Below are 21,806 nucleotides of genomic sequence, written 5' to 3' on the forward strand. Positions count from 1 at the left end.
CCTTTTACGATGAAATAAGGCGGACCGCTCAGAAGCCGAGCTTGGCGTACTTGGCCGCGTTCTCCTTGGTGATCGTCTCGGAGGCGAGGGTGATCTCCTTCGGCACCTGCAGCTCGACCAGGTCGGACATGCCCTTGCCCTGGCCGATCAGGCGGGCCAGCGAGATCGCCGAGGAGGCCATCGACGGGCTGTAGGTGACCGTCGCCTTGAGCACGCTGTTGTCGGCCGCGATCTGGTCGATGGCCGCCTTGGAACCGGCGCCGCCGACCATGAAGAACTCCTTGCGGCCGGCCTGGTTGATCGCCGCGAGCACGCCGATGCCCTGGTCGTCGTCGTGGTTCCAGAGCGCGTCCATCTTCGGCAGCGCCTGCAGCAGCTCGGTGGCGGCCTTCTGCCCGCTGTCGGCGGTGAACTCCGCCGGGCGCCGGTTGGCGACCTTGAACCCGTTCGCGGCCAGCGCCTCGTTGAAGCCGCGGGTGCGCTCCTGGGTCAACTCCAGCGAATCGATGCCGGGGATCTCGCCGATGATCGGGTTGCTGACGCCCTTGAGCTTGAGCTGCGCGGCGACGTAGTTGCCCGCGGCCAGGCCCATGCCGAAGTTGTCGCCCTTGATCTGCAGGCGGTAGGCGGCCTGGTCGGGGAACGCCCGGTCCAGGTTGACCACCGGGATGCCGGCCTTCATGGCCTCCAGCCCGACCGAGTTGAGCTCCTTGCCGTCGTGCGGCAGCAGGACGATCACGGTCGGCTTCTGCGCGATGAGCGTGGAGATCGCGGCCCGCTGGGCGGCGGCGTCGGTGCCGGCCTCGACGCTCTTGAACTCCACGTCGGAGTACGCCTGGGCCTGCGCCTTGGCGTTGTTGGTGATGGCGGCGATCCAGCCGTGGTCGGCGCCCGGCGCGGAGAACCCGATGACGACCTTGGTGCCGGGCGCGGCGTTCGGGTTGCTGTCGGTGTCCTCGTCCTTGATCTGGGTGTTCTCACCCGGGTCGTTGCTGGTGCAGGCGGTGAGCAGGGCGCCGGCGCCGAGGGCGGCGCCACCGAAGAGGATGCGACGACGAGACAGGTCTTTCATCGGATTTCTCCCAGGGGTGACCGGGCGGCCGTTGCCGGTCGCCTGTTTATGTGGGGGGTTTACTTAGAGGGGCTTGCGCCCGAGGAGTTGGGTCACGGAGCGGAAACGGAACTGCTGGATGAGCACGGCCACGACGATGATGCCGCCCTTGACCATGTTCTGGACCTCGGTGGAGAGGTTGTTGATCGCGAAAAGGTTGGTGATGGTGGAGAAGACCAGCACCCCGAAGAGAGCGCCGATGATGGTGCCGCGGCCGCCGCTGAGCAACGTGCCACCGATGATCGCCGCGGCGATCGCGTCGAGTTCGTAGAGGTTCGCCATCGCGGCCTGCGCGCTGGTCGCCTGCGAGGTGAGCATGATGGCGGCGATGCCGCAGCACAGGCCCGAGAGGGCGTAGAGCAGCACGGTGTGCCAGCGCACGTTGATGCCGGCCAGCCGGGCCGCCTCGGTGTTGCCGCCGACCGCGACGGTGCGCCGCCCGAAGGTGGTGCGGTTGAGCAGGACCCAGCCCGCCGCCACCACCACGCCCAGGATGATGACCAGGAGCGGGATGCCGAGGATCTTCGTCGTAGCGATGCTGTTGATCGTCTGGTTCGTCGAGACCTGCGTCTGCTTGCCGGAGATCTGCGCCGCCAGGCCGCGGGCCGAGACCAGAATGGCCAGCGTCGCGATGAACGGGACCAGCCGGCCGTACGAGATGAGCACGCCGTTGACCAGGCCGACCGCGACGCCGACGACGAGCGCGGTGAAGATCATGCCGGCCGCGCCGTAGCTCTGCGTGGCGAGCGTCGTCGACCAGACGCCGGCGAGCGCGATGATCGCGCCGACCGAGAGGTCGATGCCGCCGCCGATGATCACGAAGGTCATCCCGACGGTCACGACGCCGATCGCCGAGGCCTGCTGGAGGATCGTGAAGATGTTGTTCTTGACCCAGGTCGGGTCACTGTAGAGCTCGGGCCTGGTGATGATCCCGATGATCACCAGAACGACGAGCACGCCGACCAGGCCCAGGTTGCGGCGCAGCGACTCCGCGTTGTCGCCCTTGAGCCAGTCGGCCCGCAGCAGGCCCCCGCCGCTCTTGTGCACGCCGGCCGGCGCGCCCTGCCCCGGCGGATTCTGCGCCGGCACGCTCGGCTTGGTGCTCTGATCCGTCATGCCGGCTCCCCTTCCATCAGCGACCCCGCCATCACGAGGTCCAGGACCGTTGCTTCATCGATTTCGTCGGCGGGCGCCTCGTGGATCAGGTGCCCTTCGCGCATGACCAGCACCCGGTCCGCGAGGCCGAGGACCTCGGGTACCTCGCTGGAGACCAGGAGCACGCCGACGCCGCGCGCGGCGAGGTCGTGGATGACCTGGTAGAGCTCGGCCCGGGCGCCGACGTCAACGCCCCGGGTCGGCTCGTCGAGCAGCAGCAGCTTCGTGCCGCCGAGCAGCCACCGTCCGACGACGACCTTCTGCTGGTTTCCGCCGGAGAGGGTGCGCACCGCGCGGCCCACGTCGCGCGGGCGCAGCTCCAGCAGGTCGGCGGTCTTCGCCGCGGCGACCCGTTCCTTGCCGGTGTTGGTGAAGCCACCGCGGGCGTACCCGGCGAAGGACGAGAGTGTCATGTTGCGGTAGATCGGGAGGTCCAGCAGCAGCGCCTGGCTCTTGCGCTCCTCGGGCGCCATGCCCATGCCGTGCCTGACCGCGGCGCCGATCGTGTGGATCCGCTTGCCGTCGAGGGTGACCGTGCCGCTGTCGGCCCGCCGCGCCCCGAAGATCGTCTCCAGCAGCTCGGAGCGGCCCGAGCCGACCAGCCCGGCGATGCCGACGATCTCCCCCGCGCCGACGGTGAGCGACGCGTCCGCGAACTCGCCCTCGCGGGTGAGCCTGTCGACGACGAGCAGCGGCTCCCTCGGCGTGGCCTCGACCCGCGGCGGGAACACGTACTCGATGGTGCGGCCGGTCATCCGGCTGACCAGGTCCCGGGTCGGCGTGCCGCGCGCCGGCAGGTTCGCGGCCGTGGTCCGCCCGTCCTTGAGCACGGTGACCCGGTCGCCGATGTCGCGGATCTCCTCGAGCCGGTGCGAGATGTAGATGACCGCGATGCCGTGCGAGGTCAGCTCGCGGATGATCCGGAAGAGGTTCTCGACCTCGTCATGGGCGAGCACGGCGCTGGGCTCGTCCATGACGATCAGCCGGGCGTCGTGCGAGAGCGCACGGGCCATGCTGACGATCTGCTTGCCGGCCGCCGGCAACGACCGGACCAGGCTGCGCGGTGAGATGTGCGCGTGCCCCAGCCGGCCCAGGATCTCCCTGGTCTTGGCCGCGGTGGAGCGCCGGCGCAGGAACCCGCCCCGGCTCTCCTCGTGGCCGAGGAAGGCGTTCTCGGCGACGGAGAGGTCGTCGACGAGGTCGAGCTCCTGGTAGATGGTGGCGATGCCGGCACGCATGGCGGCCTGCGGGCTGGCCGGGGCGAAGGACTCGCCCAGCCAGGTGACGCTGCCCTCGTCGGCGTGGTGCACGCCGGCGAGCACCTTGATCAGGGTGGACTTGCCGGCGCCGTTCTGGCCGAGCAGGCAGTGCACCTCGCCGGCCCGGACCTCCAGCTCGACGCCGTCGAGCGCCCGCACGCCGGGGAAGGTCTTGACGACGCCCTCGAGCCGGAGCACGACCTCGCCGGCGGGCTCGGCGGCCCGCGGGCCGGCCGGTGCCTCCGGGGCCGTCATGACGCCTGCTCGAAGGCCGTGTCGCTGGCCAGCACCGCCGCACCGCTCACGCCCGCGCGGGCGCCCAGCTCGCTGAGCACCACCGGCAGGTTGCCGGTCGCGAGCGGGAGCGACCTGCGGTAGACCACGCTGCGGATCTCCGCGAGCAGGATGTGGCCGAGCTGGGCGAGCCCGCCCCCGATGACGATCATCGACGGGTTCGCGAAGCTCACCAGCGTGGCGAGGGTCGCGCCGAGCCGGCGGCCCCCGTCGCGGATCAGCCGGATGCAGGTGACGTCGCCCTCCGCGGCGCCGTCGGCGACGTCGCGGGCGCCGATCCCGCCGCCCGCCGCCAGGCGCTCCGCCAGCGCCGGCGACTCACCGCTGCGGGCGGCGGCGAGCGCGTCCCGGGCCAGGGCGGCGCCGCTGAAGAGCGCCTCGAGGCAGCCCGCGTTGCCGCACGAGCACATCGGACCGTGCGCGTCGACCTGGATGTGGCCGATGTCGCCGGCGCAGCCGTCCACCCCGCGGTAGACGTCGCCGCCGAGGTGGATGCCGCAGCCGATGCCCGTGCCGATCTTGACGAAGAGGAAGTCGTCGACCGAGTGCGCGACACCGCCGTGCCGCTCACCGATCGCCATGATGTTGACGTCGTTGTCCACGACCGCCGGGCAGCCGTGCTCGCGGGCCAGCGACTCCCGGACGGGATAGCGGTCCCAGCCCGGCATGATCGGCGGGGAGACCGGCACGCCGTCGCGGAAGCTGACCGGGCCGGGCACCCCGATGCCGACGGCGTCGAGCCGCTCGTAGGCGCCGTCGGTGCGGGCCTTGGCGAGCAACTCGTTGACCCGGTGCAGGATCGCCTTGGGCCCGGACCGGATGTCGGCGGCCTCCTGGTACGTCGCGACGGGCTCGAGCCGGCCGTTGGTGACCTCGATGTCGATGGAGCTGGCGCCGAGGTCGACGGCGGCGAAGCGCAGCTGCGGCTGCAACTCGACAAGGGTGGAGCGCCGGCCGCCCCGGGAGGCGGCCATGCCGGCCTCGGCGATGTAGCCGGCGGCGACGAGCCGCTCGACCTCCGCGAGCAGGCGGGGACGGGTCAGATCGAGCCGGTCACCGAGCTCGGCACGCGAGATCGGCCCCTCGTCCCGCAGCAGGCGCAGCAGGCGCAGATGGGGAGCGTCGATGACATGCACGGGCACCTCCGGGCCGTTCACACCGCTGAAACATGCGGTGTCACGCCCGTCACACTAGGGCCCTTCCGCCGCGCACGTCCATACCTTCTCGTTGATTCAGGGAAACTTTTGTCGCCTGATTCAAAAGTCCGTGGCAGGGGTGGCCCGGCGCACGAGATCAAGGCCGGAGAACAGGCCGACGGCCGTGCACCCGAGCCAGGTACACGGCCGCCGGCGGGCGGGGGAGGAACGACTAGGTGGCGCCCAGGCCCTTCTCGCTGCCCTTCTTGAGCTTCCGGTCGTCGCGAAGCTGGAGGAACGGCTCGTCGTCGGCGGGGTGGCCGGCCGCGATGGCCCGGCCCCGCTCCAGTTCCGCGTCGAGTTCGGCGCCGAGCAGGATGGCGATGTTCGAGATCCACAGCCAGACCAGGAAGGCGATCAGGCCGGCGACGGTGCCGTACGTCTTGTCGTAGCTGTCGAAGTTGGCCAGGTAGATGGTGAACGCGCCGGAGGCGGCGATCCAGAGCACCACCGCGAAGATGCCGCCCGGGCTGACCCAGCGGAAGCCGCCGGTCTTCGCGTTCGGCGAGGCCCAGTAGAGGATCGCGAACATCAGGCTGACGATCAGTATCAGGACGGGCCACTTCGCGATGCTCCACGTGTCCATCGCGGCGTCGCCCAGGCCGATCCTCCGGCCGGTCGATTCGGCGACCTTGCCGGTGAACACGAGGATGAAGACCGAGGCGATCAGCATCAGGCCGATGACCGCGGTGACGGCGAGCCGGATCGGCAGGGTCTTCCAGATCGGCCGGCCCTCCGGCACGTCGTAGATGGAGTTCGAGGCGCGCATGAAGGCGCCGGTGTAACCGGACGCCGACCAGAAGGCCACGACGATACCGACGACGGCGGCCAGGCTGGCCGTGCCCGGATCCGAGACCTGGCTGAGCACCTGGTCGAGCAGGGTCTGGATCTCGCGGGGGGCGATCTCCTGCACGGTGTCCTGCACGGCCTTCTGGCCGTTGTCGCTCAGCATGCCGAGGACCGACACGAGCACCAGGACACCCGGGAAGATCGACAGCACGCCGTAGTAGGTCAGCGCCGCCGCCCAGTCGGTGACGTTGTCCTCCGAGAACTGCTTGAACGTGCGCTTGAGCGCCTCGAGGATGCCCTTGCGCCCGAGCTTCGCCGGGCCGCTCGGGCCCGCGTCAGGGCCGGGTGCCGGCCGGGCACCGCCGGCGTCCGTGCCGGTGCCCGAGAGGTCGAGACCGCTCCGGTCGGTGTCGCGAGCCCCGGCGGCGCGCGCCTCGGCGGGGCTGTCGGGAGCCCGGTGCACGCCACCGGTTGCGGCGGGCGTGGCGTCCGGCGGCGCATCGGCGGGCCGGCCGGCCGCGCCCTCCGCCGGGTCTTCGGCGTTCTTGTCGGCCGAGTGGCTGGACCTCGGGAGAAGCCTCATTGCGGGGACACCTCCTGGCGGGCACGTCGTGGCATCTGCCGCTCTGCCGCCGCCGCGCCGCCCCCGCGGGCGGCCCGCGCGAAGGGCGGTCAAGGAGTGTTTGCCCAGCAGACGGCGGTCCTAACCTCCGCCGCGCACCTCGATGGAGCCGCCGCCCGCGGGCCGGATTCGTCTGACCGGCCGGCCGGCGCGGTGAAGCCGTCCGGGCGGGGCGGGGGTCACCGGCAGAGGAGCCGGCCCATGCGGCGGCCCGCGACGGTCAGACCGATCGCCAGCAGGACGAGCAGGTAGAGCACGTCGGCCAGCTGGAGCCAGCCGACCGCGCCCGTCGTGATCGCCCGGATCAGGTCGACCGAGCGGTACAGCGGCGTCACCTCCACCACCCAGCGCAGCACCGGCGGGTATGACTCGGCCGGCACGAACGTGCCCGAGAACAGGAAGAGCGCGAACTGGGCCGACCCGACCAGGTCGAAGTCCTGCCAGCTGCGCATGAAGGTCGACAGCGCCATGCCGAGGCCGCCGAAGGCGAAGCCGACCAGGATCGCCGCCGCGAACGCGCCGAGCGCCAGGCCCGCCGTGGTCAGTCCCATCGCCACCATGATCACCAGGAAGGCGGCCGCGTAGATGTTGCCGCGGATCATCGCCCAGGCCAGCTCGCCCAGGGCGATCTCGATCGGCCGTACCGGGGTCGCCAGGATCCCGTCGTACAGCTTCATGAACTTCATCTTGCCGAAGAAGTTGAAGGTGGTCTCCGACAGCGCGCCCGTCATGGCCGACGCGGCGAGCATCGCCGGTGCCACGAACGCCGCGTAGCCGATCACCCGGCCGTCCGGCAGCGTCAGGTCGCCGACCAGCGAGCCGACGCCGACCCCGATCGAGAAGAGGTAGAGGACCGGCTCGAGAAAGCCCGACGCCATCACGAGCCAGTACGCCGAGCGCAGGGTCGCCGCGTTGCGCTCGACCATCGACGCCGAACGCCGCGCGGTCTCCCCGAACAAGATCATCCGTGGCAGGAGCAGGGTCACCATCTGCGGAGTCCTCTCACACCACGAGCCGGCGGCGGAACTGCCGCAGGGCGAGTAGCCAGCCGAGACCGGCCCAGAGGGCCAGGTAGAGCAGGTGTCCGGTCATCGACCACGTCGGCGCGACGCCCAGCATGGCGGCCCGGCTCAGGTCGACGCCGTGCCAGAGCGGCAGCACATAAGCGATCCCGCGCAGCAGCGCCGGCAGCGACTCGACCGGGAAGAAGACGCCGGAGAAGAGCGACATCGGGATCATCCCGAGCCGGAAGAGGATCGCCAGGTAGCTGTCGCTGCGGACCGTCGCCGAGTACGCGAACGTCCCGGTGGCCACCGACAGGCCGACGAGCGCCGCGATCGGCAGCGTCGCGAGCGCCCACCACGAGTGCGCCGTGCCGAACGCCGTGGCGATCAGCAGGAACGCGCCGCAGCTGGTCAGCGTGCGGAAGACGATGAAGGCCAGGTGCCCGTCGAGGATGTCGGCGACGCGCAGCGGCGCGGCCGCCTGGCCGAAGTAGAGCCGCTGCCACTCGAAGCCGCCCAGCACCGGCCAGGTGGAGTCGCTCATCGCGACCTGCATGGCGGTCGAGGCGATCAGGCCCGGGACGATCCAGTCGAGATAGGGCACGCCGTCGACGCCGCCGGTCACGTACGCGCCGACGCCGACACCGAAGCCGAGCATGGTCAGCAGCGGCAGCACGAACGACGAGAGCACGCTCGCGCGCCAGATCCGCCGGTAGCTGACGAGGTGGTATTCCAGGACGTAGCGCGTCATCTCAGTCCACCAGCGTCCGGCCGGTGAGGTGCAGGAAGACGTCCTCGAGGCTGCTGCGGCGCACCAGTACGCTGTCCGGGGCGAGCGAGCGGCGGTGCACCTCGGCGACCGCGGCGTCGCCGTCGGCGACGTAGAGCAGGATGCGGTCGGGCAGCACCTCGATGCGCTCGCCCACGCCGTCGAGCTTGCCGGCGAAGGGGTCCTGCGACTCCGCGTTGAAGCGCAGCTCGACCACCTCGCGGGTCGAGTGCCGCTCGATCAGGGCGCGGGGCGAGCCCTGCGCGACGATCCGGCCGCCGTCCATCACCACCAGGCGGTCGCAGAGCTGCTCGGCCTCGTCCATGTAGTGGGTGGTGAGCACGAGCGTCACGCCCTGGCGCTTGAGCCGGAACAGCCGCTCCCAGACCAGGTGCCGGGCCTGCGGGTCGAGGCCGGTCGTCGGCTCGTCGAGGAGCACGATCTCGGGCTCGTTGACCAGGGCCCGGGCGATGGTGAGCCGGCGCTTCATGCCGCCGGAGAGCGGCTCGACCTTGCTGTCGGCCCGCTCGGTGAGCTGCACGAAGTCGAGCAGCTCGGCGGCGCGGGCCCGGGCAACCTTGCGGGCGATGCCGAAGAAGCGCGCGTAGGTGGTGAGGTTCTCCCGGACGGTCAGCTCGAGGTCGAGGTTGTCGAGCTGTGGGCAGACGCCCAGCCTCGCCCGGATCGCCGGCCCGTCGCGCAGCGGGTCCATGCCGAGGATGCTCAGCGTGCCGGCGGTCGGCGGCGAGACGCAGCCGATCATCCGCATCGTGGAGCTCTTGCCGGCGCCGTTGGGGCCGAGGAAGCCGAACGCCTCGCCGCGCTCCACGTCGACGTCGATGCCGTCGACCGCGGTGAACCCGTCGAAGCGTTTGACCAGCCCCCGGGCGTGAATGAGTGTCACCCGGCCGACCCTAGTGAACGGGTCCGACAAAACTACGCGGGCGGCGTGTTCGCCTCTCGGGCCGAGTCGACCAGCTGGTCGGTGACCTCGACGATCGGGTCGGCGTCGACGGCCGTCCTCGCGTCGTAGCGGACCGCCCAGATCAGGCCGTCGGCGCCGCTGACCCGGCGGCCGACGACGCGGACGCCGCCGCTGGGCGGCAGCGGGTGGTGCGAGGTGTACGCGACCGAGCGGGTCACCCGCGTGCGCACCTGGTCGGGCAGCTCGCCGGGCTCCAGCAGCAGAAAGCCGACGACGGGCGCATCGATCTGGACGGTGTAGCCGTCGCGTTCCCGGGCCGTCTCGGCGGGCGTGACCAGCAGCTCGCGGCCGGACCAGGTGACCTTGTGGATCTCGTGCCAGCCGAGCCGCCGGCCGTCCGGCAGCCGGAGCCCCCGGTTGGTGGCCACCAGCACCCGCTCGCCCGGCTCGCCGACGTACGCCCAGGCCAGGATCCGCTCCTCGGCCTCGAGGGCGGGGCTCAGCGCCGCGGGGATCTTCGGGCTCCGACGAAAGATTCTCACAATCCACCTGCCGCCTGGTCGCGCAGCGCGCGAGCGTGCTGTTCGAGAGAGAAGAGCTCCCCGGCCAGTGCCAGGTATTCGTCCCGGTGCGCGACGGGGTTGATCCGCTGCACCTTGGACTTCAGTTCCTTGATCCGGGTGGTGACCGCGCCGACCTGAAGCCGGGCGAGCGTCACCTGGACGTAGCGCAGGTCGGCCTCGCCGTCGACGTGCAGCGGCACGACCGCGAGCTCGCCGACCAGCGCCTTGCCGCCCAGGTCGTCGCAGGCGTCGCGGACGGCCTCGATCCAGCTCGCGCCGCCGGTCGCCGCGGCGGTGCCACCCGCGGCCGCGACGGCCTTGCGGATGCCCTGCAGTACCGGATCGCCGTAGGTCTCCGGGCCGAGCGCGTCGAACATCGGGCCGGCCAGCACCGGGTGCTGGAGGGCCAGCTTCAGCGCCTCGCGCTCGACCAGGCGCTGCGGGCTGTCGGCGGCCCGGCGCGGCGCGGCGGAACCGTGCGACGACTCGGGCGAGGACGCCGACGCCACGGCCCGCTGCACCGGTTCGAGGTCCATGCCGAGGTCGCCGGCGAGCTTGCGGGCGTACTCGGGGCGCTTCTCCCGGTCTTTGATCTTGGCGACCAGCGGCGCCGCGCGACGCATGGCCTCGACCCGGCCCTCGACGGTGTCCAGGTCGAAGCGGGACAGGGTCTGCCGCAGCGCGAAGTCGACGAGCGGCTCGCGGCTGGCGATCATGTCGCGGACCGCCAGGTCGCCCTTGGCCAGCCGCAGCTCGCAGGGGTCCATGTTGTCCGGGCTGACCGCGATGAACGTGCGCCCGACGAAGCGCTGGTCCTCCTCGAACGCGCGCAGGGCCGCCTTCTGGCCGGCCGCGTCGCCGTCGAAGGTGTAGATGATCTCGCCGGTGAAGCTGTCGCTGTCCATCAGCAGCCGGCGCAGCACGCCGATGTGGTCGATGCCGAACGAGGTGCCGCAGGTGGCGACGGCCGTCGGCTCGCCGGCCTCGTGACAGGCCATCACGTCGGTGTAGCCCTCGACGATGACCGCCCGGCCCTGCTTGGCCATCTCCCGCTTGGCGTGATCGATGCCGTAGAGGACGTGCGACTTCTTGTAGAGCGGCGACTCGGGGGTGTTCAGGTACTTCGGGCCGTCGTCGTCCTCGAACAGCTTGCGGGCGCCGAAGCCGATGACGTCGCCGGTGAGGTCGCGGATCGGCCAGAGCAGCCGGCGGCGGAAGCGGTCGATGAGCGAGCCGGAGCGGGCCGGCTTGGCCAGCCCGCCGGCGGTCAGCTCCTCGGCCGTGAAGCCCTTCTGCCGCAGGTGCTTGGTGAGCTGGTCCCAGCCGTCGGGCGCGAAGCCGCAGCCGTAGCGCTCGGCGGCGGCACGGCCGAAGCCGCGCTGCGCGAGGAACTCGCGGGCGATGCGCGCGCCCGCCGTGGTCAGCTGGTCGGAGTAGAACTCGGCCGCGGCCGCGTGCGCGGCGATCAGCCGCTGCTTCTGACCCGGCTGCTGGCGCGGACCGTCGTTCTTGAAACCGGACTCGTCGTAGCGCAGCTGGATGCCGGCCTTGCCGGCCAGCCGCTCGACCGACTCAAGGAAGGTCAGATGCTCGGCGTCCATCAGGAACTTGATGGCGTCGCCGCCGGCGCCGCAACCGTGGCAGAAATACACATTTCGGGCGGGTGACACGGTGAACGACGGCGTCTTCTCGTCGTGGAACGGGCACAGGCCCTTGAGGTTGCCGCCGCCCGCCGAACGCAGCGTCACGGTCTCGTTGATCACTTCCGCGATCGAGGTCCGGTCGCGGACCAGCGCGATGTCCTCGTCCTTGACCCTGCCCGCCACCGCTACATACTGCCTCGCGCTAACGATCGTCCGCCATGAGGGTCCGATGCCAGGCCACCGCCGCCGGATCGGTGAGCGAGGCGACCTGGTCGATCACCACCCGCAGTCGCGCGGCGTCATTCTCCGCGGCCTTCCACAGCTCCGCGAACATCGGGTCGAGGTGCTCCGGCGCGCGCTCGCTGAGCAGCGTGACCAGGTCGGTGAGGATCTCACGCTGCCGCTCGTACCACTGCTCGGCGGCCCGCGCACGCATCACGTAGCGCAACGCCATGCCCTTCAGCAGCGCGCACTGGTTACGGACGGTACGCGGGACGATCAGGTCGACCTCGTACCGGCGTACCGGCGCCGAGCCGTGCCGGCTGTTCGTCGCGCCGACCGCCGAGGAGACGAACCGGCCGGTCAGCACGCTCGTCATGCGTTTGAGTGCGACCTGCGAGCGGCGCCCGCCGTCGTAGCCCGCCGCGGCGATCACCACCTCGTCGGCAAGCAGCAGCCGCAGCGCCTCGCCGAGCGCCTCGGTGCTCTCCTGCGAGTAGGCGCCCGCCACATCGGCGCAGAGCTCGGCGCGCTCGTCGGCGTCCAGCAGCAGCGGCCGCAGCGAGAGGTAGCCGCCGTGCACGCCGTCCTCGACGTCGTGCACGGAGTAGGCCACGTCGTCGGCCCAGTCCATGACCTGGGCCTCGAGGCACTGCCGCTCGCCGGCCGGCGCCGTCTCGCGGATCCAGTCGAAGACCGGGCGGTCGTCGTCGTACACCCCGAACTTGCGCTGGCCGGGGCGCCGCGGCCAGGGGTACTTACAGCTCGCGTCGAGCGAGGCCCGGGTCAGGTTGAGGCCGGCGCCGTCGACCTTGGCCTCCAGCCGGGTGAGTACCCGCAGGGTCTGCGCGTTGCCCTCGAAGCCGCCGCAGGGCTGCGCGGCCGCGTTCAGGGCCGCCTCGCCGTTGTGCCCGAACGGCGGGTGGCCGATGTCGTGCGCGAGGCCCGCCACGTCCACCACGTCGGGGTCACAGCCCAGCCGGGTGCCCATCTCGCGGGAGATCTGCGCGACCTCGAGCGAGTGCGTCAGCCGCGTACGCAGAAAGTCGTCCGACCCGGCCGTGTGCACCTGGGTCTTGGCGGCGAGCCGGCGGAACCCGGCCGAGTGCAGCACCCGGGCCCGGTCGCGCTCGAACTGGGTGCGGCCGTAGCCGCTGTCCTTGGCGGGCTCGTGCGCCCAGCGCAGCGCATCGCCGTCCGTCATGTCCACACCCTAAGGCGTCGGCCCGGGCCGCCGATGCGATTGGTGTGACGTCCGACTCGTACACCCGATCCCGTCTCACCATCGTCGCGCGCCTGGTCCTGATGGCCACCGTCGGCGTCGCAGCCGTGGCACTGGTCATGGCGGCGGCGTACTGGGGGTCGGCGAACCAGTCCGCCGCCGCCCGGGACATGGCCTCGACCAGCGACGGCATGAGCAGCCAGTGGAACGCCGACATGATGCACGACGCCCTGCGCGGCGACGTGATGTCGGCGATGTTCGCGCTGACGCCGCAGCAGCGCGAGGCGTACGGCGTCGCCGAGGTGTCCGAGCACGCCGAGACGCTGGTGAGCAAGTACGACGCCGCCGCAGAGGAGGCGCCCGACTCGCTCGCCGACCAGTACGCCCAGGTGCGCCCGGCCGTCGTCGCGTACGGGGAGGCCGCGAAGGGCCTGGTCGCGCTCGCCGGAACCGACCACGCGGCCGCGGTGGCGAAGCTGCCGGAGTTCCTCGAGTCCTTCGGCGCGCTGGAGGAGCAGATGGGCGCGATCGACGACGCGATGCTTCAGGCGGTGAAGGACGCCGAGGGCGCGGGAAGCGACTCGAGCCGCACCAGCGACGTGCTCATCCTGCTGGCCGGCCTCGCCGGCGCCGCGCTGACCGCCGCGGCGGCCTTCTTCACCATCCGCGCGGTCCGCCGGCCGCTGCGCCAGATGCTGACGGCCCTGCGCGCCGCCGCCGACCGCGACCTGACCGTGGAGGCCGAGGTGGTCCGCGGCGACGAACTCGGCGAGATGGCCCGGGCCCTGAACGCGGCGCTGAACTCGATCCGCACGACGGTGGCGGCCACCGCCGCTCGCGTCGGCGACCTCACCGCCGCCAGCGGCGACCTCCGCGGGCTGGCCGGCGAGCTGGACACGACCGCGGAGCAGACCTCGACGCAGGCGCGCAGCGCGGACACCGCCGCCCAGCAGGTGTCACTCTCCGTGATCGACATGATGACCGCGACCGAGGAGCTGTCCGCGTCCAGCCGCGAGATCGCCCGGCAGACCAGCGACGCCGCGATCACCACGGCCGCGGCCGGCGAGAGCGCGGCCTCGACCACGACGCTTGTCGGCACGCTCAGCGAGGCGAGCCGGGAGATCGGCACCATCGTCCAGTTGATCACCACCATCGCCGAGCAGACGAACCTGCTGGCGCTCAACGCGACCATCGAGGCGGCCCGCGCCGGTGACGCCGGCAAGGGCTTCGCGGTCGTCGCCTCGGAGGTCAAGGACCTGGCTCAGGAGACCGCACAGGCGACCAGCGACATCACCGCCCGGATCGCCGCGATCCAGGACATGACCTCCCGTACGGCCGAGGCGATCAACGCCGTCTCCGCGGTGATCAGCAAGATCGACGACGGTCAGCGCACGATCGCCGCGGCCGTCGAGGAGCAGTCGGCCACCACCGAGCTCATGGCCCGCAACGTCGGCGAGGTGTCGACCGCCGCCACCGAGATCAGCGGCACGCTCACCCACATCACGGCGTCCACCGGGTCCACCGCCGACGGCGCGAACACGACCCGGGTCTCGGCCGAGCGGGTCAGCACGGCCGCCGGCGAGATACAGGGCCTGATCGGTCAGTTCACCTACTGAGCCACACCGGCCTTTCGGGACGACAGCACGCAGAACTCGTTGCCCTCCGGGTCGGCGAGCACCACCCAGCTCACGTCGTGCTGGCCGATGTCGACCGGCCGGGCGCCCATGTCGACGAGCCGCTCGACCTCGGCCTCCTGGTCGTCCGGGCGCAGATCGATGTGCAGCCGGTTCTTCACCGTCTTCGGGTCCGGCGCCGCGCCGAACAGCAGGCCGGGCAGGGCGTCCGGGCTCCGCCGGATCTCCACCTCGTCCGGCTCCTCGTGCACGATCTGGTAGCCGAGCGCCGCCGCCCACCAGCGCGCCAGCCGTGCCGGGTCCTCCGCGTCGACGACGATCTGCTCCCACTGACTCGGCATCGGCAAACCTCCACGAAACGCCATCGAAAAGTGGCGATCATGTTACGCGCCCGACGCCTTCCGGCCATGGTGTCGGCGACGCACCATCCGTGCGACCTCATACGGCGCGGCGTTCGAGACTCAAAGGAAGGTCGATGCCCGTTCCGCCGAGGAGCCACCGTGAATGCACTGCGCCGCCTGCTCATCAACCTGGCCGAGGCCGGGCGCACCGGCGCGCTGCGCATCGACGGCCCGCCCGGCGGCGTGCTCTACCTGGTCAGCGGACGGCTGACCTACGCCGAGTCGCCGGCCTGCCCGGGCATCGGCGAACGGCTGGTCGCCTGCGGGCGGCTGTCGGAGGCGGCCTGGCGCTCGGCGTACGAGTCGGGAGTGGACACCCGGTCCGTCGGCCGCGCGCTGCTGCGCGACGGCCACCTGGGCCACCACGAGCTGGCCTGCCGGGTCGTCGCCGCCATCACCGCGGCAACCCATGAGTTGCTCCAGTGCGACGCACCCGTGCGCTTCGTACCGGGCGAGCGGCACTGGTTCGGCACGGTCGCGCAGGTGGAGCTCGGCGGGCTCGTGCACGAGACCGCGAAGCGGCTGCTGAACTGCCCGGCGCCGCATCGGCCACGTGCCGTTTCCCGGGCACGCAGGCCCGCGCGGGCAACGAAATGAGCACGGAAAAGATGACGCACACCGGGTGCGACCCTAGATCGCAGCGTGGCCGCAGGATGGCTCATTGTGACGGCGGGCAGGACCCGATCTGCGCGCCCCAGCACGAGGAACACCCCGGCCGACCGTGGCAACAAAGCCTCGCCGTCCCGCCAGCGGCCGGGCGAGGCGTTTGGCGGGAGCATCGCTCGGCTGAGGAGAGATGTGCCCGGGGTTGAGAACTGTCTGCAAGAGGCCATGGCGATTCCTGGCGCGGTGGGGGCCAGCATCGTCGACTACACCACTGGGTTCCCGGTCGCCACGACGGGGGCCGCACCCAACGAGGACCACCAGGCCGCGGCGGCGGGCACGGCGGATGTCGTGCAGGCCGCGCAGAGCCGGTCACTGTTCGTCTCGGCGGTACCACACGACCTGCTCGAGGACCTGATCATCACGACCGCGGGGGGCTATCACCTGTTGCGGCTCGTCCGTACCGACTTCGACAGCCGGCTGGTGCTCTACGTCTGGCTCGACCGGATCCACGGCAATCTCGCCGTCGCCCGGCGCCGCATGGAGACCCTGGCCGATGAACTCGTAGCGACCTAGCAGTGAGGAGTCAAGGTGAAGCCCTCGAAGACCGCTGCGCCCGGGCGCCTGCTGACGCAGGTCGCGGGCGAGCGGCGGACGGGCGCCCTGGTCGTCGGCGGCCAGCCCGGCGGCACGGTCTACCTCATCGAGGGGCAGGTGGCGTACGCGGAGTCGCCGGCCGCGCCGGGCGTCGGCGAGCTGCTGACGGCGTCGGGCCGGCTAGCCGCCCGGACCTGGCAGTCGGCGCTCGACGCCGGGACCTCACGGGCCCAGGTCGGGCACCTGCTGCTCGAACAGGGCCATCTGACGCAGGGGGAGCTCGAGCTGTGCGTGCTCGGCGCCACCTACGACGCCGCGTACTTCGCCCTCTCCCCCGCCTCCGCCCCGGTCGACTTCCTGGACGGCGCCACGCACTGGCTCGGCCAGGTGGTCCGCGTCGACCCGGCGGCGGTCACCCGCGAGGCCCGCCGCCGGGCCCGGCTGCTCGACGAGATCTTCCCGCACCCGGAGATCGACACCGAGGCGGTGATCCCGGTGCCGCGGCCGCCGCTCGAACGGATCACGCTCACCGCCCCGCAGTGGGAGCTGCTGGTCAGCGCCGACGGCCAGCGCACGCCGGCGGACCTGGCCCAGCTGCTGGGCCGGGCCGGCTACGCGACGATCCAGGAGCTGCGCCGGCTGGCGGCGCTCGGCCTGATCGAGCGTCCCCTGCCGCGCGAGCGCCCGGACGGCCAGCCCGATTTCGTACGGCTACCGCGCGCGCGTGGCACCTCGGTCGACGTACAGCGGCAGCCGGTCGGCGTGGCCGACGGCCCGACCGTGCCCATCATCACCGGCGCGCGCCCGACCTCGGGCGACCCGCCCCCGAATGTGCTCGAACCCGACCCGGCCACGGCGAACGGCTCCGTCTACCGCCCGCCGCGGCTGGCCCGGCGCAAGCCGGGCGCCAAGCTGCCGAAAGAAATCGCCGCGGACACCGAGCACACCCATCCCGGCACCGATGAAGTCCTTCTCAAACGCATACGTACCGCGCTGAGAGCGCTGCGGTGACCCGCGCACCACCGACCCGCTAACCGGGCCTGACCAGAAAGGAGAGACCGAGGATGACGGTGGATCCGGCGGTACTGACGGAACTCGGCAACCTTCGTAAAAGGGTGCCCGAGCTCTCCGGCAGTGTCCTCGCCACCGCCGACGGCATGGTGGTCGCGCACGACGCGCACGGCATCGAGCCGGACAGTCTTGCGGCCCTCGCCGCCGCCCACCTCGCCCTCGCCCGTCGATTCGCGCACGCCGTCGATCACGGTGATCTGCGCGAGTCGGTGGTGGAGTGCGACCGCGGATACATCACCTCGTACACCGCGGGCCCGAACGCCCTGCTGACCCTCGTCACGTCCGGCGACGCCAACCTGGCCATGGTGCACCTCGAGGCACGCCGAACCGTCAGGCGACTCGTGAAGATGCTCGTCCTCGAGGCACAGGCCACGAACCGCACGGAGATACCGACACAGATGGGGCCGAGTACGCCGCTGGCACGGCGTACGCCCATGGCCACCCTGCAGAACACGTTCCGCGGCCGGCAGGCCGGCTGAGCACGCCACTACCCAAGCGCCTCACCCACCATCCCGAAGACGGAGGAACCATCCCATGGCTGACATGGACACCGCGCTCAAGGAAATCATGGACATCGACGGCGCCATCGGCGTCGCGCTGGTCGACCACACGAGCGGCATGGCCCTCGGCACGGCCGGCGGCGGCAAGGAGATCGACCTGACGGTCGCCGCGGCCGGCAACACGGATGTGGTCCGCGCCAAGCTCCGGGCGATGGAGATGCTGAACATCACCGAGAAGATCGAGGACATCCTCATCACTCTCGACACGCAGTACCACATGATCCGGCCGCTCGCGAGCCGCTCCGGCAAGGGCCTGTTCCTGTACGTGGCGCTGCGCCGGGACCGCTCGAACCTCGCCATGGCCCGGCACCACCTGAAGCGCATCGAGGCCGACCTGGACGTCTGATCCGGTCGGATCCGGAAAGGCAACGGGGAGGGCGTCGCGCCCTCCCCGTTTCCATTTCCATCGGTCCGTCAGCCGCCGCTGTTCTCCATCTCGGCGCCCTCCGGAACGGTGTCGTCGTCGCGGCTCTCCAGCCAGCCGTACGGCAGCGACACCTTGCCGGGCGCGTTGATGCGGCCGCGTGGCTGTCCCAGCGACTCGCGCGGGAACGGCTCGGCGCCGTCGAGCTTCGCCAGCAGGTCGTCCAGGACCGCCAGCGACGTGACCATCGCCAGCGAGCGGCGCAGCTCGCCGCCGACCGGGAAGCCCTTCAGGTACCAGGCCACGTGCTTGCGGAAGTCCGCGCAGCCGTGCCGCTCGTCGCCAAGCGCGTCCACCAGCAGGTGCGCGTGCCGGGACATGATCGCCGCGACCTGCCCAAGGTTCGGCAGCTCCTGCGACGCCCGGCCGGCGAACGCCGCCTCGAGGTCCTTGAACAGCCAGGGCCGGCCCAGGCAGCCGCGCCCGACGACCACGCCGTCGACGCCGGTGTGCTCGACCATGCGCAGCGCGTCCGAGGCCTCCCAGATGTCGCCGTTGCCCAGCACCGGCACGTCGAGGGCCTGCTTGAGGGTCGCGATCGCGTCCCAGTCCGCGGTGCCCGAGTAGCGCTGCTCCGCCGTACGGGCGTGCAGCGCGACCGCCGTGACGCCGGCCTCCTGCGCGATCAGGCCGGCCTCGACGTAGGTCAGGTGGTCGTCGTCGATGCCCTTGCGCATCTTGATCGTCAGCGGGATGCCGGCCGGGGCCGCAGCCTGGACCGCCTGCCGCACGATCCGGCCGAACAGCCGGCGCCGCCACGGCAGGGCGCTGCCGCCGCCGCGGCGGGTGACCTTGGGCACCGGGCACCCGAAGTTCAGGTCGATGTGGTCCGCCCAGCCCTCCTCGGCGACCATCCGCACGGCGGCGGCGGTCACGTCGGGGTCGACGCCGTAGAGCTGGAGGCTGCGGAACTTCTCGTCCGCCCCGAACTCGATCATCTTCAGCGTCTTGGGAATCCGCTCCACCAGCGCCCGGGTGGTGATCATCTCGCACACGTAGACGCCACCACCCTGCTCCCGACAGAGCCGCCGGAACGCGACATTGGTGATGCCGGCCATCGGCGCCAACACCACGGGCGGCCACACCTCGTGGTCACCCAGCATCAGCGGCGACGTCGACATCGCTAGCAGCCCGGCAGGCGCTTGATCAGGTAGTCCTCGATCTGGCTGAGGCTGACGCGCTCCTGCTTCATGGTGTCGCGGTCGCGGACGGTCACCGCGTCGTCGGTGAGGGTGTCGAAGTCGACGGTGACGCAGAACGGCGTGCCGATCTCGTCCTGGCGGCGGTAGCGGCGCCCGATCGCCTGCGAGTCGTCGAACTCCACCATCCAGCGCTTGCGCAGCAGGTCCGCCAGGCCGCGGGCCTTCGGCGAGAGCTCCGGGTTGCGCGAGAGCGGCAGCACCGCGACCTTGATCGGCGCGAGCCGCGGGTCGAAGCGCAACACCGTGCGCTTGTCGACGCCACCCTTGGTGTTGGGTGCCTCGTCCTCGTCGTACGCCTCGAGCAGGAACGCCAGCACGGCGCGGGTCAGGCCGGCGGCGGGCTCGATCACGTACGGCACCCAGCGCTCCTGCTTCTCCTGGTCGAAGTACGACAGGTCGACGCCGGAGTGCTTGGAGTGGGTGTTCAGGTCGAAGTCGGTGCGGTTGGCGATGCCCTCGAGCTCGGCGAACTCGGTGCCGCCGAACTGGAAGCGGTACTCGATGTCGACGGTGCGCTTCGAGTAGTGCGAGAGCTTCTCCTTGGGGTGCTCGAAGAAGCGCAGGTTGGTCTCGGACAGGCCGAGGTCGCGGTACCAGTTCCAGCGCTGCTCGAGCCAGTACTCGTGCCAGGTCTCGTCGGTGCCCGGCTCGACGAAGAACTCCATCTCCATCTGCTCGAACTCGCGGGTCCGGAAGATGAAGTTGCCGGGGGTGATCTCGTTGCGGAACGACTTGCCGACCTGCGCGATGCCGAACGGCGGCTTCTTGCGCGCGGCGGTCGCCACGTTGTTGAAGTTGACGAAGATGCCCTGCGCGGTCTCGGGCCGCAGGTAGTGCAGCCCTTCGGCGCTCTCGGTCGGGCCGAGGTAGGTCTTCATCAGGCCGTTGAACATCTTCGGCTCGGTGAAGGTGCCCTTGTTGCCGCAGTTGGGGCAGTTCAGCTCGCTCAGCGACGCGGGGGCGGCGCCGTGCTTCTGCTCGTACGCCTCCTCCAGGTGGTCGGCGCGGAACCGCTTGTGGCACGACTGGCACTCGGTAAGCGGGTCGACGAACGCGTCGAGGTGGCCGGAGGCGGCCCACACGTCGCGGGCGAGGATGACGGCGGAGTCCAGGCCGACGATGTCGTCGCGCTGCTGGACCATGGTGCGCCACCACTGCCGGCGGACGTTCTCCTTCAGCTCGACGCCCAGCGGACCGTAGTCCCACGCCGAGCGGCTGCCTCCGTAGATCTCGCTGGATCCGAATACCAGGCCCCTGCGCTTGGCCAGGCTGACTACGGCGTCGATGCGATCGGCGGGCATGTTCCTCCTACGCCGGCTGGTTGTCGGCGGGGACTGAGAGGTCGGACAAAATCAGGAGATTACTCCTCGACGCTGCACACCTCGAAGCCGCCCGTCTCACGGTTCTGCCCCAGGTAGGCGCGGAGTTCGGCGGTGTCACCGTTGGTGTACGTGACGCTCACCGGCGTGGAGAGCTGCACCAGCTCCACGTCGCCGACGTCGTAGGTGGCGATCGGCTCGTCGGCGGAGACCCGGCTGATGAACTGCGACTCGGTCTCCTCGTCCTTCGCCTTGTCGCAGAGCATGTCGTAGGCCTGCGCCCACTCGCGGTCCTGGAGGGCGTCGAAGTAGTCGCCGACGACGACCTCGGCCTGCTCGCTCAGGGCGCTGCCCATGACGGTGATCAGCCCGGCCGCCGCGGCGACCCCGCCGCCGCAGGCCAGCACGAGCACGGTGACGCCGATGCCGAGCCCCATGCCGAGGCGCCGGCCGCGGCCCTCGACCGGCGGCGCGGGGAACGGCGGGAACACGCCGGGGCCTTGCGGCGGTGGCGGTGGCAGCTGCTCCCCGATGAGGGTCATGCGTCCAAGCGTACGGCTCAGCGCCAGGGTTCGGCGGCCCGGTCGCTGGCCGTGGCCACGACCTCGCCACCGGGCTCGGCGGCGGCGAGGGTCTCGAACGCCGACGGCTCGTCGAGCGACTCGGAGAGCAGCGGGGTGGCGTGCACCTTCACGTCGAACCCGCCGAGCGCGCGCCGGTACGCTCCCACGGACTCCCATTCGGTGACCAGGGTCCAGTAGGCGGGGTCGTCCAGCGCGCGGGTGAGCCGGCCGGAGAGGTAGCCGGGCCGTTCCGCCAGCGCGGCGAGGGCGGCGTGCGCCCGCTCGGTGAACGATTCCTGCGCGTCCGGGTGGACGACGAAGCGGTTGAGCACCAGCATGACGTGAGCGTACGCACACCAGGGAAGGCCGACGTGACCACACCCAAGTCCGAGAATCTGCTGCGCCGGCTGGCGAGGGTCAACCCGACGGTGGCGTTCATCGCGGCCCTCGCGGTGCTGCTGGCGGGCCTCTTCCTGCCGGGCATCATCGGCGCCGCGCTGCTCTTCGTGCTGTGGGTCGCGCTGGTGGCGCTCGCCCTCACCACCTGGCCGGTGCAGACCACGCCGGTGCGGGTGGTCCGGGCCACGCTGCTGGTCCTGCTGCTGGCGGCGGTCGTCGCCAAATTGATCTGAAAACACATGCGCTTTTGACAATCATTACC

Annotated in this window: 23 protein-coding genes; 7 read left to right on the plus strand and 16 right to left on the minus strand. The window is 71.2% G+C overall.

The features are described from left to right. Nucleotides 1-28 precede the first annotated feature (28 nt). The 11 genes from BJ971_RS31840 to BJ971_RS31890 form a co-directional block, all read right to left on the minus strand. Complete coding sequence (locus BJ971_RS31840) at nucleotides 29-1,072, minus strand: substrate-binding domain-containing protein (RefSeq protein ID WP_184996841.1); 1,044 nt, start codon at nucleotides 1,070-1,072, stop codon at nucleotides 29-31. A gap of 63 nt (nucleotides 1,073-1,135) precedes the next feature. After that, complete coding sequence (locus tag BJ971_RS31845) at nucleotides 1,136-2,227, minus strand: ABC transporter permease (RefSeq protein ID WP_184996842.1); 1,092 nt, start codon at nucleotides 2,225-2,227, stop codon at nucleotides 1,136-1,138. Further along, nucleotides 2,224-3,780: a sugar ABC transporter ATP-binding protein gene (locus BJ971_RS31850; protein ID WP_184996843.1), complete on the minus strand. Its 1,557-nt coding sequence runs from the start codon at nucleotides 3,778-3,780 to the stop codon at nucleotides 2,224-2,226. Before BJ971_RS31850 ends, BJ971_RS31845 begins: the two co-directional genes overlap by 4 nt. Continuing rightward, nucleotides 3,777-4,955, minus strand: a complete 1,179-nt coding sequence (locus BJ971_RS31855; protein ID WP_184996844.1) for an ROK family transcriptional regulator — start codon at nucleotides 4,953-4,955, stop codon at nucleotides 3,777-3,779. The genes BJ971_RS31850 and BJ971_RS31855 overlap by 4 nt, the downstream gene beginning before the upstream one ends. Before the next feature lie 232 nt (nucleotides 4,956-5,187). Further along, nucleotides 5,188-6,387: a YhjD/YihY/BrkB family envelope integrity protein gene (locus BJ971_RS31860; protein ID WP_184996845.1), complete on the minus strand. Its 1,200-nt coding sequence runs from the start codon at nucleotides 6,385-6,387 to the stop codon at nucleotides 5,188-5,190. Between the two features lie 218 nt (nucleotides 6,388-6,605). Next, on the minus strand, nucleotides 6,606-7,415 hold the full coding sequence (locus tag BJ971_RS31865) for an ABC transporter permease (RefSeq protein ID WP_184996846.1): 810 nt from the start codon (nucleotides 7,413-7,415) through the stop codon (nucleotides 6,606-6,608). Nucleotides 7,416-7,428: 13 nt separating this feature from the next. Beyond that, complete coding sequence (locus BJ971_RS31870) at nucleotides 7,429-8,181, minus strand: ABC transporter permease (protein WP_184996847.1); 753 nt, start codon at nucleotides 8,179-8,181, stop codon at nucleotides 7,429-7,431. A gap of 1 nt (nucleotide 8,182) precedes the next feature. Next, nucleotides 8,183-9,103 (minus strand): ABC transporter ATP-binding protein, encoded by a 921-nt coding sequence (locus BJ971_RS31875; protein ID WP_184996848.1) that lies wholly within the window; start codon nucleotides 9,101-9,103, stop codon nucleotides 8,183-8,185. 32 nt (nucleotides 9,104-9,135) lie between these two features. Beyond that, on the minus strand, nucleotides 9,136-9,666 hold the full coding sequence (locus BJ971_RS31880; RefSeq protein WP_184996849.1) for a hypothetical protein: 531 nt from the start codon (nucleotides 9,664-9,666) through the stop codon (nucleotides 9,136-9,138). Continuing rightward, nucleotides 9,663-11,513 carry a DNA primase gene (gene dnaG / locus BJ971_RS31885; RefSeq protein WP_184996850.1) on the minus strand — a complete coding sequence of 617 codons (1,851 nt, stop codon included), beginning with the start codon at nucleotides 11,511-11,513 and terminating at the stop codon, nucleotides 9,663-9,665. Before dnaG ends, BJ971_RS31880 begins: the two co-directional genes overlap by 4 nt. A gap of 19 nt (nucleotides 11,514-11,532) precedes the next feature. Continuing rightward, nucleotides 11,533-12,753, minus strand: coding sequence for a deoxyguanosinetriphosphate triphosphohydrolase (locus tag BJ971_RS31890; RefSeq protein WP_184996851.1), 1,221 nt, complete (start codon nucleotides 12,751-12,753; stop codon nucleotides 11,533-11,535). 44 nt (nucleotides 12,754-12,797) lie between these two features. On the opposite strand from BJ971_RS31890, the gene BJ971_RS31895 reads away from it, so the two are divergent. Then, nucleotides 12,798-14,387, plus strand: a complete 1,590-nt coding sequence (locus BJ971_RS31895) for a methyl-accepting chemotaxis protein (protein ID WP_239087378.1) — start codon at nucleotides 12,798-12,800, stop codon at nucleotides 14,385-14,387. Here the strand turns inward: BJ971_RS31895 and BJ971_RS31900 are convergent. Further along, nucleotides 14,381-14,746 carry a VOC family protein gene (locus BJ971_RS31900; protein ID WP_184996852.1) on the minus strand — a complete coding sequence of 122 codons (366 nt, stop codon included), beginning with the start codon at nucleotides 14,744-14,746 and terminating at the stop codon, nucleotides 14,381-14,383. The two genes, BJ971_RS31895 and BJ971_RS31900, sit on opposite strands and share 7 nt — an antisense overlap. A gap of 159 nt (nucleotides 14,747-14,905) precedes the next feature. Here BJ971_RS31900 and BJ971_RS31905 point away from each other — a divergent pair, with 159 nt between their 5' ends. From BJ971_RS31905 to BJ971_RS31925, 5 genes are all read left to right on the plus strand, one after another. Further along, on the plus strand, nucleotides 14,906-15,403 hold the full coding sequence (locus BJ971_RS31905) for a DUF4388 domain-containing protein (RefSeq protein ID WP_184996853.1): 498 nt from the start codon (nucleotides 14,906-14,908) through the stop codon (nucleotides 15,401-15,403). A 252-nt stretch (nucleotides 15,404-15,655) separates the two neighbouring features. After that, on the plus strand, nucleotides 15,656-15,985 hold the full coding sequence (locus BJ971_RS31910; RefSeq protein WP_239087377.1) for a hypothetical protein: 330 nt from the start codon (nucleotides 15,656-15,658) through the stop codon (nucleotides 15,983-15,985). A gap of 15 nt (nucleotides 15,986-16,000) precedes the next feature. Beyond that, nucleotides 16,001-17,017, plus strand: a complete 1,017-nt coding sequence (locus BJ971_RS31915; RefSeq protein WP_184996855.1) for a MarR family transcriptional regulator — start codon at nucleotides 16,001-16,003, stop codon at nucleotides 17,015-17,017. Nucleotides 17,018-17,070: 53 nt separating this feature from the next. After that, entirely contained in the window at nucleotides 17,071-17,556 is a 486-nt protein-coding gene (locus BJ971_RS31920) for a roadblock/LC7 domain-containing protein (RefSeq protein ID WP_184996856.1), read from the plus strand. Between the two features lie 55 nt (nucleotides 17,557-17,611). After that, a complete protein-coding gene (locus BJ971_RS31925; protein ID WP_184996857.1) occupies nucleotides 17,612-17,983 on the plus strand; it encodes a hypothetical protein in 372 nt (123 codons plus the stop codon). A gap of 68 nt (nucleotides 17,984-18,051) precedes the next feature. Here the strand turns inward: BJ971_RS31925 and dusB are convergent, their stop codons facing one another. From dusB to BJ971_RS31945, 4 genes are read right to left on the minus strand one after another with little or no spacing between them, the layout of a single operon-like run. Next, nucleotides 18,052-19,182: a tRNA dihydrouridine synthase DusB gene (dusB, locus tag BJ971_RS31930; RefSeq protein WP_184996858.1), complete on the minus strand. Its 1,131-nt coding sequence runs from the start codon at nucleotides 19,180-19,182 to the stop codon at nucleotides 18,052-18,054. Between the two features lie 2 nt (nucleotides 19,183-19,184). Then, a complete protein-coding gene (locus BJ971_RS31935; protein ID WP_184996859.1) occupies nucleotides 19,185-20,564 on the minus strand; it encodes a glycine--tRNA ligase in 1,380 nt (459 codons plus the stop codon). A gap of 59 nt (nucleotides 20,565-20,623) precedes the next feature. Beyond that, a complete protein-coding gene (locus BJ971_RS31940; protein WP_184996860.1) occupies nucleotides 20,624-21,124 on the minus strand; it encodes a hypothetical protein in 501 nt (166 codons plus the stop codon). Nucleotides 21,125-21,141: 17 nt separating this feature from the next. Then, on the minus strand, nucleotides 21,142-21,483 hold the full coding sequence (locus BJ971_RS31945) for an antibiotic biosynthesis monooxygenase family protein (RefSeq protein ID WP_184996861.1): 342 nt from the start codon (nucleotides 21,481-21,483) through the stop codon (nucleotides 21,142-21,144). Between the two features lie 33 nt (nucleotides 21,484-21,516). Between BJ971_RS31945 and BJ971_RS31950 the strand changes: the two genes are divergently transcribed. Further along, nucleotides 21,517-21,777 (plus strand): hypothetical protein, encoded by a 261-nt coding sequence (locus BJ971_RS31950; RefSeq protein WP_184996862.1) that lies wholly within the window; start codon nucleotides 21,517-21,519, stop codon nucleotides 21,775-21,777. The last annotated feature ends 29 nt before the right edge of the window (nucleotides 21,778-21,806 follow it).

The sequence above is a fragment of the Amorphoplanes digitatis genome, from assembly GCF_014205335.1.
In the GTDB taxonomy this organism is placed as follows: domain Bacteria; phylum Actinomycetota; class Actinomycetes; order Mycobacteriales; family Micromonosporaceae; genus Actinoplanes; species Actinoplanes digitatus.